The organism is Candidatus Pseudomonas auctus, from assembly GCF_048654275.1.
Taxonomy (GTDB): domain Bacteria; phylum Pseudomonadota; class Gammaproteobacteria; order Pseudomonadales; family Pseudomonadaceae; genus Aquipseudomonas; species Aquipseudomonas pharyngis.
Window position 1 is genome coordinate 1 of the sequence record NZ_JBJYZK010000001.1, and the last position, 14260, is coordinate 14260.

The 14260-nt window shown below is 59.5% G+C and carries 11 protein-coding genes and 1 rRNA gene; 6 read left to right on the plus strand and 6 right to left on the minus strand.

Annotated elements, in window-relative coordinates:
* Positions 1-198 precede the first annotated feature (198 nt).
* The 3 genes from rrf (at position 199) to ACKUG4_RS00015 (ending at position 3786) form a co-directional block, all read left to right on the plus strand.
* Positions 199-314: ribosomal RNA gene (gene rrf / locus ACKUG4_RS00005) — 5S ribosomal RNA — on the plus strand.
* Between the two features lie 213 nt (positions 315-527).
* Positions 528-2072, plus strand: coding sequence for a methyltransferase regulatory domain-containing protein (locus ACKUG4_RS00010; protein WP_163974769.1), 1545 nt, complete (start codon positions 528-530; stop codon positions 2070-2072).
* Between the two features lie 181 nt (positions 2073-2253).
* On the plus strand, positions 2254-3786 hold the full coding sequence (locus tag ACKUG4_RS00015; protein WP_064595580.1) for a sensor domain-containing diguanylate cyclase: 1533 nt from the start codon (positions 2254-2256) through the stop codon (positions 3784-3786).
* Here the strand turns inward: ACKUG4_RS00015 and ACKUG4_RS00020 are convergent.
* Both ACKUG4_RS00020 and ACKUG4_RS00025 read right to left on the minus strand, forming a co-directional pair.
* A complete protein-coding gene (locus tag ACKUG4_RS00020; protein WP_445433070.1) occupies positions 3765-4889 on the minus strand; it encodes an alkene reductase in 1125 nt (374 codons plus the stop codon). The genes ACKUG4_RS00015 and ACKUG4_RS00020 overlap by 22 nt on opposite strands.
* Positions 4890-5005: 116 nt before the next feature.
* Positions 5006-5683, minus strand: coding sequence for a type 1 glutamine amidotransferase domain-containing protein (locus tag ACKUG4_RS00025; RefSeq protein WP_445433071.1), 678 nt, complete (start codon positions 5681-5683; stop codon positions 5006-5008).
* A 208-nt stretch (positions 5684-5891) separates the two neighbouring features.
* On the opposite strand from ACKUG4_RS00025, the gene curR reads away from it, so the two are divergent.
* Positions 5892-6476 carry a TetR family transcriptional repressor CurR gene (curR, locus tag ACKUG4_RS00030; protein WP_445433072.1) on the plus strand — a complete coding sequence of 195 codons (585 nt, stop codon included), beginning with the start codon at positions 5892-5894 and terminating at the stop codon, positions 6474-6476.
* Positions 6477-6621: 145 nt separating this feature from the next.
* Complete coding sequence (locus ACKUG4_RS00035; RefSeq protein ID WP_445433073.1) at positions 6622-8748, plus strand: TonB-dependent siderophore receptor; 2127 nt, start codon at positions 6622-6624, stop codon at positions 8746-8748.
* 56 nt (positions 8749-8804) lie between these two features.
* Here ACKUG4_RS00035 and ACKUG4_RS00040 read toward each other — a convergent pair whose 3' ends face one another.
* From ACKUG4_RS00040 to ACKUG4_RS00055, 4 genes are all read right to left on the minus strand, one after another.
* A complete protein-coding gene (locus tag ACKUG4_RS00040) occupies positions 8805-9761 on the minus strand; it encodes a 2-hydroxyacid dehydrogenase (protein WP_445433074.1) in 957 nt (318 codons plus the stop codon).
* A gap of 32 nt (positions 9762-9793) precedes the next feature.
* Positions 9794-10558 carry an SDR family oxidoreductase gene (locus ACKUG4_RS00045; protein WP_445433075.1) on the minus strand — a complete coding sequence of 255 codons (765 nt, stop codon included), beginning with the start codon at positions 10556-10558 and terminating at the stop codon, positions 9794-9796.
* Between the two features lie 39 nt (positions 10559-10597).
* Positions 10598-11290 (minus strand): fumarylacetoacetate hydrolase family protein, encoded by a 693-nt coding sequence (locus ACKUG4_RS00050; RefSeq protein ID WP_039771001.1) that lies wholly within the window; start codon positions 11288-11290, stop codon positions 10598-10600.
* A gap of 99 nt (positions 11291-11389) precedes the next feature.
* Complete coding sequence (locus ACKUG4_RS00055; protein WP_064595597.1) at positions 11390-12739, minus strand: MFS transporter; 1350 nt, start codon at positions 12737-12739, stop codon at positions 11390-11392.
* Positions 12740-13325: 586 nt separating this feature from the next.
* Here ACKUG4_RS00055 and ACKUG4_RS00060 point away from each other — a divergent pair.
* Positions 13326-14258 carry a helix-turn-helix transcriptional regulator gene (locus ACKUG4_RS00060; protein WP_445433076.1) on the plus strand — a complete coding sequence of 311 codons (933 nt, stop codon included), beginning with the start codon at positions 13326-13328 and terminating at the stop codon, positions 14256-14258.
* Positions 14259-14260 lie beyond the last annotated feature (2 nt).

A 14260-nucleotide genomic window follows, 5' to 3' on the forward strand; every position in this document is an offset into this window, starting at 1 on the left:
GGCGTTGAGCTAACCAATACTAATTGCCCGTGAGGCTTGACCATATAACACCCAAGCAATCTGTAGACTCGAAAGAGACCAGATTGCGGTGTGTGAAGACGCAATGAACCGAAAGTTCGATGCTCACAAAACACCTAGCTGTCACATACCCAATTTGCTGAAGCGAGGCCATCTGGTCACGAGTCAGTACCCGAATTTCTTGACGACCATAGAGCGTTGGAACCACCTGATCCCATCCCGAACTCAGAAGTGAAACGATGCATCGCCGATGGTAGTGTGGGGTTTCCCCATGTGAGAGTAGGTCATCGTCAAGATTAAATTCCGAAACCCCAATTGCGAAAGCAGTTGGGGTTTTGTTTTGCCCGCAGGAAAAGGCTCGGCCATTTCTCGATTTAGATTCTTGAGGAAGCGATGCTGCAGGCGTTTATCCAGGAGGCGTTTGCCTGATCACTTTCCTCTTGTGATACGCCATGGCTACACCGTATAAGAGCGACTTTCACTTCCGATATAAGAAAAAGGATGCACGCATGAGCAATGCCTGGAACGAGGGATATTTCACGGACGAAGGCTATACCTACAGTTATAGCCGGGAAATCAATCCGGTTTTCCAGCGTTATTGTCTGCTGTTGCGCGGCTTCGCCACGCTGGAGAGTAGCGACGGCTACCACTGTGAGCTGGGTTTTGGTCAGGGTGTTTCGATCAACATCCATGCGGCGGGTAATCCGGGCTCTTATGTCGGCACCGACTTTCACCCAGGTCAGGCGTCCCATGCCATTGCTCTGGCCAGCGACTGGGGCAGTGATGCGCGACTGTATGACGACAGCTTCGAGCAGTTGCTGGCCCGTCATGATTTGCCTCAGTTCGACAGTATCAGCCTGCATGGCATCTGGACCTGGGTCAGCCGCGATAACCACAAGTTGATCGTCGAATTCGCCCGTCGTCATCTCAAGCCTGGTGGCCTGCTGTACGTCAGCTACAACTGCTTCCCGGGCTGGTCGCCCCAGGCACCCTTGCGCCAACTGTTCAGCCTGCACGACCGTTTCGCCAGCCAGGCCTCTGCACGTCCTGATCAACGTATCGACGCTGCGCTGCAGTTTTCCGAAGCGCTGCTGGCTGCAAATCCTAAATATGCCAACTCGGCGCCAGGGTTGGACGCCAAGCTGCAGAGCATCAAAGGCCAGGATCGCCAGTACGTTGCCCATGAGTACTTCAACCGCGATTGGAACTGCATGTATTTCACCGACGTGGTGGATGCCCTGGCGCCCGCCAAACTCGACTACGCCACGACAGCCGTGCCGCTGGACTCCGTCGATCCGCTCAACCTGACCGCCGAAGGCATGGACTTTCTGGAAGGCATTGAGCACCCCGTCATGCGTGAGCAGGCGCGCGACTATTTTGTGAACCAGAGTTTCCGCCGGGACCTTTATGTGCGCGGCGCCAACAGACTATCTGCTACCGAGCACCGCGAGCGTATGCTCAGCACGCGCTTCGTCCTTTTGCAGGCAGCCGACAGCGTGCCGGCCAACGTCACCGGTCCGGCAGGCGCAGCGACGCTGCAGGCAGAGATTTATGGCCCGGTACTCGCAGCACTGGCGGATGACGCCTATGTGCCGAAGACCTTGCGGCATTTGCTGGATCTTTTGCCCTCGCTGGCCTATGGCGATGTGGAACAGGCTCTCAACGTGTTGATCGGCATGGGGGCCGTGGCGCCGTGTCAGAGCGAAGCAGCCGAAAAACTGGTGCAGGCCCGCTGCAATACCCTCAACCTGCAGCTGTGCAAGCGTTCGTTGTATGGCCACAAGATTCAGACCCTGGCGAGTCCGGTGACCGGAGGTGGGGTGACGGTCAGTCGCTTCCAGCAGTTGTTCCTGATATCGATCAAGCAGGGCAAAAAGCACCCGGCTGAATGGGCGCAGTTGGCATGGGGCATCATCGGCGGCCAGGGCGAAGGTCTCCTCAAGGACGGCAAGGCCCTGACCACCGCGGAAGAAAACCTTGCCGAATTGACCGCGCAGGCTCAAGCGTTTGCCGAGAGTACGCTGGTGATTCTCAAGGCTTTGAAAATCGTCTAGTCGAGACGAGGGACGGCAAGACACCCTCGCGTTGCCTGCCGTCGTCCGGGGCATTTCGGATTCTTGCGCAAAACCAGAGCGACAGCACCGCGGCTGACGTGCTGACAAGGACGCGCGGTCGATGTAATGCCCCGATCAAATAATAGCGGTGACGGAAACCGGACTTTCCATAGGTACTGAAGTGAAGCGTGATACTCACCTTGTAATGCTCTTGCTGTTGGTAATCGGCTGTTCCCTGGCATCGCTGACCATCTGGAAGATACTGGGCTCTCGGGATCGAGCACTGGATGAAGTCAATGTCCACGGGTTGAACCTGACGCAGGCACTTGCGACGTATTCCGAAGGCATTGTCCGGCAGAGCTCGCTGCTTCTGCTCGGACTCGTCGAACGTCTGGAAACTGAAGGCAGTGGCCCAGCGCAAATCGAACGACTCAAGACTTTGATCAACCGGCAGCGACCGCTGATGCCGCAGCTCAGTGGCATCACTATCTACGACAACAAAGGCCACTGGTTGATGTCATCCAACCGGCCGATTCCTGTCGGTGCCAACAGCAGTGACCGTGCCTATTTCATTCATCACCGTGACGATCCATCTCGCGAGCCCTTCATCGGCCCGCCCATCCGCAGTCGTTCGAATCAGGAGTGGGTGATCACGATCAGCCGGCGTTTCAATGACGATCGCGGAGAGTTTGCCGGTGTGGTGTCGGTCACCCTGGGGGTGGAAAACTTTCTGCGTCTGTTCGGCCAGCTCGATATAGGGCAGGAGGGCGCCATTGGCTTGTCCTACACCGATGGCACACTGCTGGTCCGTTACCCTTTCCGTGAACAGGACATGGGGCGCAACTTCTCCAATTCGCCGATCTATGCGAAGTACCTGGTGGACAAATCGGTTGGCACTGCATCCTTCACGTCCAGTCTCGACGGCGTGGAACGGCTCTATGCCTTTCGCAAGAGTGAAACGCTGCCGCTGATCACTACGGTTGCGCTCGGTAAGCGCGAAGCCCTGGCGGCGTGGCGATTTGAAGCGCTGTTGTCGATCGGTGTGGTTACCACATTGCTGGGTCTCACCGGTGTTATCGGCTGGTTTTTGATTCTGGATATTCGTCGCCGGACGCAGGTGGAAGGTGAGTTGCGCGATACTCAACAACAGCTGCTCGGCACGAACCGGCAACTTGAGCTGTTGGCAATGAAGGATGCGCTGACAGGCCTGGCCAATCGGCGATGTTTCGATCAGACCCTGGCGATGGAAGCGCGCCGGGCGAAGCGTGACGCAACTTCGTTGGCGTTGCTGATGATTGATCTCGACTATTTCAAACTGTTCAACGACGCCGAAGGGCACATTGCCGGCGATGCCTGCCTGCAGCAGGTGGCCAAGGTGCTTGAGACCTGCGTGCGCAGACCATCGGACCTGGTGGCGCGTTACGGGGGGGAAGAAATGGCGGTGATCATGCCCGATACCGACAGTGACGGCGCAGCGGTCGTGGCGCAAATGATCCTGAAACGCTTGGCGCAAGAGCCTATCGCTCACCGGACCAGTCCATTCGGCCGAGTGAGTGTGAGTATCGGCATCGCGGCCGCCACCGGATCGCAACTGGACACGATACAAGGCCTGATCGCTGCGGCAGATCAGGCGCTGTATCAAGCCAAAGGGGCGGGCCGCAATCAGCTCGCCAAAAGTGTCGCCAGCGAGAGCTACTCTCCGTACACCGGGTAATCCACATAGCCTTCGGCATGGCCGCCATACACCGTGGCCGGGTTCAGCGAATTCAGCGGCCAGCCATTGGCGATGCGCGCGGGCAGGTCCGGGTTGGCCATGAACGGGCGACCGAAAGCCACGAGGTCCGCCAGTCCGGATTCAAGCAACCGCGCACCGCTTTCGGCGTTGTAGCGGCCCGCGTAGATGATCGCGCCGCTGAAGGTGTCGCGTACTGCTCGACGGAAGGTTTCCGGCATTACTGGCGCGTCGTCCCAGTCGGCTTCGGCGATGGACAGGTAGGCGATGCCGACGTCTTGCAGCACCTTGATCGCTTCGATGTAGGTGGTGTGAGGGTCTTCCTCGACCATACCCAGATAAGTCCGGGCTTCATCGGTGGTGGTGAACAGAGGCGCGAAGCGCACGCCGACCTTTTCCTTGCCGATGCATTCGGCGACGCCGCCCACCACTTCGCGCAGAAAGCGCAGACGGTTATGCAGCGAACCGCCGTATTGATCGGTGCGCAGATTGCTGTGGGCGGAGATGAACTGGTTCACCAGATAACCATTGGCACAATGCAGTTCGATACCGTCGAAACCGGCGTCCATGGCATTGCGCGCCGCCTGGATGTACAGCTGAACCAGTTCCTGGACTTCCTCGGTGGTCAGTGCGCGCGGTGAGGATGGCGGCACCAGAGACCCCATGCCCGGCCCGGTCTCGATGAAAACGCTGACCCGATCGGTGGCGACAGCGGAGGGCGCCACTGGCGCGGCACCATCGGGTTGCAAAGCGCTGTGCGATACGCGTCCCACGTGCCAGAGCTGGGCGAAGATCACCCCCTCTTTGGCGTGAACGGCCTCGGTGACCTTGCGCCAACCGGCAATTTGCTCAGGTGTATGAATGCCTGGAGTCCAGGCGTATCCCTGGCCACGGGGTTCGATCTGGGTGCCTTCAGTCACCAGCAAACCGGCACCGGCACGTTGCTGGTAATACTCGGCCATCAATTCATTGGCGACATTGCCCGGTTGGGTGCTGCGCTGGCGGGTGAGGGGCGGCAGGACTATGCGGTTTTTCAGAGTGTGGTGACCAAGGGTGGCCGGGGTGAAGAAACGGCTGTTGTTCATGGATGCATCCTGTCCACGGGTTTATTAGACCAGTCGACTATTTGGTGGGCGAAAAAAAGAACACCGTGCAACACGCACACGGTGTTCGGATCAAGTTGAAGGAGCGGAGTGACGCCTCAGCCGAGCAGTTTCAACAGTTGTTCGGCGACAGCCGCCGAGCTGGCAGGATTCTGGCCGGTAACCAGTTTTCCATCCGTCACGACATGAACCTGCCAATCCGCAACTTTGGAATAGCGACCGCCAAGACGCTGGAACTCGTCTTCGATCAGGAACGGCACTACGTCCGTCAAACCGACGGCTGCTTCTTCGGAATTGGTGAAACCGGTCACTTCGCGGTGCTGGATCAGCGGTTTACCGTCTGCGTCGACGACATGACGCAGCACCCCCGGCGCATGGCAGACGAAGCCATGGGGCTTGTTGCTGCGCGCGAAGGCTTCGATCAGGGCAATCGAATGCTTGTCTTCGGCCAGGTCCCAGAGCGGGCCATGGCCACCTGGATAAAACACCGCATCGAAATCTTCGGCGCGGACGTCGGCCAGGCGGCCGGTGTTCGCCAGTGCCTGCTGCGCGGTGGGGTCCTGGCGGAAACGGTCGGTTTCAGCCGTCTGAGCATCGGGCTCGTCGCTCTTCGGATCCAGCGGTGGCTGACCGCCGGCGGGCGAAACCAGGGTGACGTCGGCGCCGGCGTCCTTGAAGGCGTAGTAGGGGGCGGCGAACTCTTCGAGCCAGAAGCCGGTTTTCTTGCCGGTGTTGCCGAGTTGATCGTGGGAAGTCAAAACCATCAAGATTTTCATAGAGCACCCTGGGTTGGTCTGGCAGCGTTCATGAGCAAGGGATTCGCACAGGATCGACACCGGGAAAAGTTTGTAGGGGCGCAGCATAGTTTCCAATTAGACCAGTCGTCTAGTAATTTTTTCTTCGAAGGTTTTTCATGGACAGGTGTGGCAAACTCGCGTTCCTTTGAGATAAACGACTGGTCTATTGCCTGGTAATTCGTGCCCCATGAAACCGACCTACGACGACACCCGCCAACATTTGCTCGACACCGGCCACCGGATGATGGCCGAGAAAGGCTTCACCAGTGTTGGCCTGAACGAGATCCTGCAGACCGCCGGCGTGCCCAAGGGCTCGTTCTATCACTACTTCAAATCCAAGGAACTGTACGGCCAGGCCTTGCTCGAGGATTACTTCGTCGACTATCTGGCCGACATGGAGCGACGCCTGACGCTGCCCGGCCTGAGCGCCCACGAACGGCTGATGGATTATTGGCAAGGCTGGCAGGATCGCTGCACCCTGGAAGGCCATGGCGACGAATGCCTGGTGGTGAAACTCAGTGCCGAGGTGGCCGACCTTTCCGAAACCATGCGCCTGACCTTGCGTGATGGTGCCGAGCGAGTGGTGGCGCGCATCACCGAGTGCATCGAACAGGGCCAGATCGAAAAAAGCTTGCCTGAGGGCGATGCTCGGCAACTGGCTGAAACCCTGTATCAGCTGTGGCTGGGGGCCAGTCTGCTGAACAAACTGCAACGCACGGGGCAATCGTTGAGTACGTCTATGGCGACCACGAAGCGCCTTCTGAGCGTGTGAGAAAGCAGTAGACGCAAGCGGTCGAGAGTCAGTCGCACAAACGAATGGGAATGCCTATCAATTGCGCGGCGGGTGGTATACCATCCGCCGCGTTTTGCTGGCAGTTATCCCCTTCGTTCTGGCCTATCCGTAAGGTTTTCCCCTCATGCGTCGAACTCTGCTGTCTATCTGTGTGTTGCAAACGTTGTCTCCCTTTGCGTGGGCCGAGCCATCCGATTCAACGGTGTCAGCGCTGGAGCTGGAGGCAACCGATGTGGTCGGTACCGCGGATTACGAAAGAGCGGACGGTCCGGTACATGGATATCGCGCGACCCGTTCGGCCAGTGCCACGCGGACCGACACCTCGATCCATGAAACCCCGCAGTCGATCAGTATCGTCACTAAAGACGCGGTCGAAGACATCGGTGCTACCCGGCTGCAGGACGCACTGGATTACGCGGGCGGAGTAGGGCGAGCCAACAATTTCGGCGGCCAGGGACTGACCACGTTCACCGTGCGCGGATTTACCACCGGCGAGTTCTACCGTAATGGTTTCCCGATCAACCGCGGTTATCCGAACATGCCGGATGCCAACACCATCGAGCGTCTGGAAGTCTTGCGCGGGCCGGCGACCATGCTCTACGGCCGTGGAGATCCGGGCGGCACCTTCAATGTCGTTTCCAAACAACCGTTGCCCGAGCGTACGGTCACACTCGGCAGCCAGTTGAATGACCAAGGCATGCGGCGGGGTACGCTGGATGCTTCCGGCCCGCTTGATGAAGAGGGACGTCTGGCCTATCGCCTGAACGTGGTGGGCGAGGGCGGCGATACCTTCCGCGATCACGTCGAAACCGAACGCTACGGCGTGACCCCCGTGCTGACCTGGCAAGCCAGCGATGACACCCGAGTGATCTTCGAGGGCGACTTCATGCGCAACAACCATCCGCTGGACCGGGGCGCGACGCGTTATCCACGGCAGATCGGCACCGCTTCCCGCGACACCTTCTTCGGTGAACCGGACGCTGGCAAGTTGCACAACGACAACAACATGGCGCAATTGCGCTTCGAGCATGTGCTCAATGAAGACTGGACGCTTTGCGGTGGCTTCCAGTGGCTCGACGGTACCTTGCAGGGCAATGCCATTGAAGCCAACGGCATTGCCGCCGACGGCCGGACCCTGGGACGAAATTTCAACTACCGCAAGCTGGAGTGGACGGACAAGGACACCCAACTCAACCTGACCGGTCACTTCTCCACCGGCGGCCTGCAGCACACATTGCTGACCGGTATCGAATACGAAGATTACGACTACCAGTCGATCATCCAGCGCTCCAGCGGCGCGGTGAGTGCCTATCCGATCAATATCTTCAATCCGGTGTATGGGCAGCCCCGTCCGGCACTGACGCGCACCCCGACCCACGACAAGGAAAATCTCAAGACCTACGCCGCGTTCGTACAGGACCAGGTGGCCCTGACCGATCGGCTGAAAGTCCTGGCCGGCGCACGTTTCGAACGCTTCGAACACGACTACGAAACCTACGTGCCCGGCGGCAAGAACTGGCAGGCCAGTGACAATGCCGTCACGCCCCGCGTCGGTGTGTCCTACGACCTGACTGATACCCTCGCGGTCTACGCGGACACTGCGCGTTCCTTCAAGCCCAACACCGGCGCAAGTCGCCAGGGCGGCGGCTTCGAACCGGAGAAAGGCAAGTCTTGGGAGATGGGCGTCAAATGGGAAGCGCTGGATCATCAGTTGAGCGTCGACGCGGCGATCTATCAGATTGAAAAGCGCAATGTCCTGACCACTGACCCGGTGGACTCGACTTTCAGCGTGGCTGCCGGGGAAGTGCGCAGCCGAGGATTTGACCTCAATGTTGCCGGCAACCTGACCCCCGAGTGGGGTGTCATCGGGGGGTACGCCTACGTCGATGCCGAGGTGACCAAGGACAACGTGATCCGCTCCGGCACGCGACTGATGAACATCCCGAAAAACAGCTTCAGCCTGCTCAACGTCTATGAGTTCCAGGACGGTGCCCTCAGTGGTCTGGGTCTGGGGACAGGCGTCAAATATGTCGATGAGCGCGCGGGTCAAACGGCCAACACTGCATTTTCGATGGGGAGCTACACCGTTGTCGACCTGCTCAGCTACTACAAGGTCAATGACAAGTTACGTCTCAATCTCGACCTGAAGAACCTGTTTGACCGGGACTACGACGAGGGCGCATTCGGTAACGTCTACGCCTATCCAGGGGCACCGAGAACGGTGCAGGTCGGCATTTCCTACACGTTGTAGTCCGATCGGGTCTGAAATCCATCATCGGGGGCAGCGGCCCCCGATGACTGTGAGGCTCAGCCGGTCACACATCCTTGCGGAGTCTTTCCGGCAAAACTGTCCACCAGGCTCGCCACAACCATCTCGCCCATGCGGGTGCGGGTCTGCAGGGTCGCGCTGGCGCGATGTGGTTGCAGCACCACTTGTTCCTGGGCAAACAAGGCTTCAGGCACGTTAGGCTCGTCGACGAAAACATCCAGTGCCGCACCCGCGATCTCGCCAGCCGTCAGGGCCGCCACCAGATCGGTTTCGTTGACCAGTTTTCCTCGGGCGACGTTGATCAGGTAGCCGCCCTTGCCCAGAGCCTGCAGCACGGAGGCATCGATGATGGCCTCGGCCTTGTCGGCGGCTGCCGCGAGAATCAGGGCATCACTGTCGCGGGCCAGTTGCTTGAGGTCGGCGATGAAGGTGTGGCTGACATCGCTCATCGGTTGCAGATCGGTGTAGCTGATCGGACAGCTAAACGCGGCTGCCCGGGTGGCGACCGCTCGGCCGACCCGGCCCATGCCGACGATGCCGATACGCATGCCGGACACTTGCCGCGCCAAAGGCAGCGGTGCCAATGGGGTCGGGCTTTGCGGCCACTGGCCCGAGCGCACGTAACGGTCACTGGTACACAGCCCACGACACACGGCGATCAGCAAACCGATGGCCAGGTCGGCCACGTCTTCGGTCAGTGCGCCGATGGTCGCCGTCACGCGGATCCCGCGATCCCGGGCGTAGGCCAGGTCGACCGCATCGGTGCCGACACCGTTGACCGCCACCACTTCCAGTTTGGGCAGTTGCGCCATCAGCGCCTGACTGATGCCCGTGTGACCACCGGTGATCACGCCGCGAATGTTGGCGCCGTGTTCCTGCAAATATGCCGCTTTGTCGGCCTGCTCGAAATAACGCCTGATCGTGAACAGCTCGCCGAGACGGGCATTGATTTCCGGAATCAGGATCGGGCTCAACTGCAAGACTTCTGGCTTCATGTAAACCTCACTTACGCAATAAAAAAGCCGGCTCAACCGCGGCCGGCAAACGGCATGGCGGTGGCCATGACGGTCATGTTCAGGACGTTGGCCGACAGGGGCAGACCGGCGATGTAGCGCACGGCGTCGGCGACATGTTTGACGTCGACCATCGGCTCCACGGCGATGCTGCCGTTGGCCTGGCGCACGCCTTTGGTCATGCGCACCGACATTTCGGTCAAGGCATTGCCGATGTCGATCTGGCTGCAGGCGATATTGAATTCCCGACCATCCAGCGCCAGTGACTTGGTCAGCCCCAGCACCGCGTGTTTGCTGGCGGTGTATGCGCTGCTGAAAGGACGGGGGGTGTGGGCCGAAATCGAACCGTTATTGATGATGCGGCCACCCTGTGGCTGTTGCCGGCGCATGAGCCCGAACGCGCCACGGGCACAGAGGAAAACGCCATTGAGGTTGGTGTCGATCACGTTTCGCCACTGCTCGAACGTCAGTTCGTCCAGCGGCACGGCGGGGGCATTGACCCCGGCGTTGTTGAAGACCACGTCCAGGCGTCCGTAGACTTCGGCAATGGTTGCAAACAGCTGATCGACACTGGCGGTGTCGCGTACATCGGTAGGCACCGCCAGCGCTTCGCGGCCTTCGCTGGCCGCCAGATCGACCAACGCCTGCAAGGGTTCGGGCCGGCGCCCGGCCAGCACCAGGGTGTAACCGTCGGCCAGCAGGCCCAGGGCTACGGAACGGCCGATCCCGCTGCCGGCGCCGGTCACCAGGGCAACTTTCAAGGATTGAGTGTCAGACATCTTGTTGTTCTCCTTTTTTCCAATCACTTAAGGACAGCCTCAAGGCCGGGGGCCGACGCGCATTTCAAGTTGGCCAATGCCGTCGATCCCGGCGCTGATGACGTCGCCGGGTTGCAAGACATCGACGCCGGCGGGGCTGCCGGTCATGATCAGGTCGCCGGCCTTGAGTGTTACGGATTGCGAGATACGGCTGATGACTTCACTCACCGACCAGATCTGGCTGTCGAGACGATCGCGCTGGCGTTCTTCACCGTTCACGCTCAACCATAATTCCCCTTCGAGCCGACCGGTCCGGGTGACCGGCACAATGGCGGTCATCGGTGCGGCGCCGTCAAACACCTTGGCACCTTCCCATGGCAAGCCGTCGCGCTTGGCCAGGCGCTGTACGTCACGACGGGTCAGATCCAGGCCGGCGGCGTAGCCCCAGACATAGGCCAGCGCCTGGCTCTCTGGGATCTGCGCGCCGCCTTCGCCGATGGCCACGACCAGCTCGATTTCATGGGCAAACTCTTCGGTCAGTGACGGGAAGATCACTTCGCCGGCAGCGTCCACCACGCTGCTTGCCGGTTTCATGAAGAACACCGGTGGCTGGCGCGGCTGGCCCAGGGTGTCCGGCCACGGGTAGTTGCGGCCGACGCAGAACACGCGTCCGACGGGAAAGCGTTGCTCGCTGCCGACAATCGGCAAGGTCACTGGCAGATCCGGGGTAAAGACGTATTCGGTCATGTTCATCCTGCTGGAAGTCCTGTGTGAGAGTGCAGCGTACGGCGGCAATCGCTGGCGAAGTTGGACGAAAGCCGCCTCCAATTGGAGAAAACAGTTGTTCTGGCTTCAGCGTGTTTTCAACTCGATGCGGTACAGGCGACCGAGCAACAATGAGTAGGAGAGGGTGCCGATCAGCGCCACGGCACCGATGAACCAGAACGCCCAGGCGAACGAGCCGGTGGCGTGGACGATGGCGCCGATCACGATCGGGGTCACAATGCCGCCAATGTTGGCGGCCAGGCTGGTAATCCCGCCGGTGAGTCCGATCAGTTCCTTGGGCGCCACCTCCGACACCGCCGCCCACGAGGACGACGCGATGCCCTGAGCGAAAAAGGCAATGGTCAGCACGGCGATGCAGATGACGTTCGAGTCGGTGAAGTTCACCAGCACGATCGACATGCCCAGCATCGACCCGACTACCAGCGGCAGTTTCCGAGCGAAGGACATTGAATAGCCACGACGGATCAACAGGTCGGACACGATGCCGGCGAGCAGGATGCCGACCGTTGCGCCCACGAAGGGCATCACGGCGAAGATCCCGGCCTTGATCGTGGTCAGATGGCGTTCCTCAATCAGATAGGTCGGGAACCAGGTGAGGAAGAAGTACAGCGCCGAGGTGCTGGCGAACTTGCCGATGCAAATGGCCCAGACCTGGCGATAGCTGAACAACTCGGCGATCTGCCGCCAGTTGAAACGAGTGCGTTCCTGGCTGCTCTTGACCAGCCCGCCGCCGGCCTCGATGTATTTCAACTCTTCCTTGCTGACTTTCTTGCAGTTCAGCGGATCGCGATACAGATACAGCCACAGCACACCGAAGACGATGCCGAGCGCGCCGGTGCTGTAGAAGACATGGCGCCAGTCAAAGGTTGTGGCCAGCCACAGCAGGGCGCCGGTAAACAGTGCCGTGCCCAGGTACTGCCCGCAGACGTAAATGCTGCTGGCAAGGCCCCGTTCCCGCGCCGGGAACCACACAGTCACCGCACGGCTGTTGGCCGGAAATGCCGGCGCTTCCATCGCCCCGACGGCCAGGCGCAGACCGAACAGCGAAGCGAATCCCGTGGCGAAGCCTTGAAACACCGTGACGGTCGACCAACTGATCAGTGAAACCCCGTAGGTGAAGCGTGAGCCGAAGCGGTCGGCGATAAATCCGGCCGGCACCAGAGCGAGTGCGTAGGTCCAGGCAAAGGCAGAGAAGATCAGCCCCATTTCAATCTTGTCCAGGCCCAGGTCCTTGGCCATGAACGGGGCGGCGATCGAGATGTTCACCCGGTCGATGTAATTGATGATCGTCGCAATCAGCAGCAGCGAGAGCATGAACCAGCGTCGCCGCGTCGGCAGTCGCCGGGATGACACGGCGTCCCTGTCGGCGGCAATCAAGGGGGGCGCGGTGGTTTGAGAGGTGTGCGAATTCGACATGAGTGGACCTCGTTATTGTTAGAAGTGTCGAGTTGTTTGCGGACAGCCGACGCCGTTGCCCGCTGTCCGCAGGCAAGGCAATCGAAGTTGAAACGATTGGCACAAACGGCCAGGGTCAGACGTTCAGGGACGTCTTCCGGCTGGCATCGTCGGTAAAGGATGGGGAGGGGCGGCGGGGAGCAATAGCGGATTCATGACGTGCGCACCTTCTGTTGTTTTTGAAAGAGGTTGGGCGTGGGAAATACAGTGGTCGTACAACCTCTTGAAATCAATCAAGGTGTTAGATCATTTTTTCCGGAGAAGGGCGCGTCGGATAAACCTGTCCAAAAAAGTCCACACAGTGAATTTTCCAGATGCTCTCTGGTTTGTTTTTTATCCGACTGTTTTTAAACGAAAAAAACGCTGACTTTGCGGTCGCGTTTTTTGGACAGTGATCATTGGCAGCGGCGGTGTATAAAAAACACTGAGTTCGGTGTCATCGTATGACTGCTTGAAGGGCCGGCGCCGAACCTTCAAGATGAACCACGCCGATTACTCGGTAACGCCAGGAAAACCTGCCCAAGTACCTGTCGAGGATGCTCAACAAATGACGTCACAATGCCGTGTGCCCACCTACGTCATGCAGCAACGCAGCGAGATGATGGATTTCTACATTCGTGACAAAAAAGGTCGCCGCGCCGAGACCAGCCCGCATCGACACGAATACTTCCAGATCCAGATCAACCTCGGCGGCGACACGGTGCAGCACATTGGCAACGCGGTTCGTCCGTTTCCGCGTAACGCACTGGCATTCATCCTGCCGCACCGTGTGCACGTGATCCCGCATCCGGCGGACAGCAATTTCATGGTGATCAACTTTTCCCAGACCTTTCTGTTGCCGCATTTGCAGTGCGACCCGATGGATCTGGAGGAGGTATCGATTCTCCTGGCGCCCGAACTGTCGCCGTTTCGCTTTCAAGAGCATCTGGATTTCATACTGGGGGATGAGGACTTCAACGAGGTCTGTGGCTTGATCGAACAGATGCGCGGCCTGGACGAGAATCGTCAGTTCGGTACACGCGAAGTGCTCAAGGGATTGCTGCTGCAACTGGTAGGCAAGGTGTGCGTCCTGTATGCCGAACCGCTCAAGCGCCTGGCAGAAGAGAATGCCGCACAAGCCAGTCGGCGGGATGCACTGAGCCGGATGTTCGAATATTTGCGCAAGAACATTGCCGACCCCGATCTCAATCTGATCAAGGTGGCGGCGGCGACCTATCTGTCACCAACCTATCTCACGCACTGGCTGCGCAAGGAAATCGGCAAGACCTTCACCGAGCTGGTGCTGGAGCGCAGAATGCACGCGGCGCGCAATTACCTGCTCAATGGAACCCGGCCAGTGGGCGAGGTGGCGAGGCTGTGCGGCTTTGCAGATGAAGCTTATTTCTCCCGACGTTTTCGCCAGATCCACGGCCAGCCACCTGGACAGTTCCGCCGTCGGCAACTGGACCCCGACACCCCGCAGTCACCTGTAGAGGCCTGATC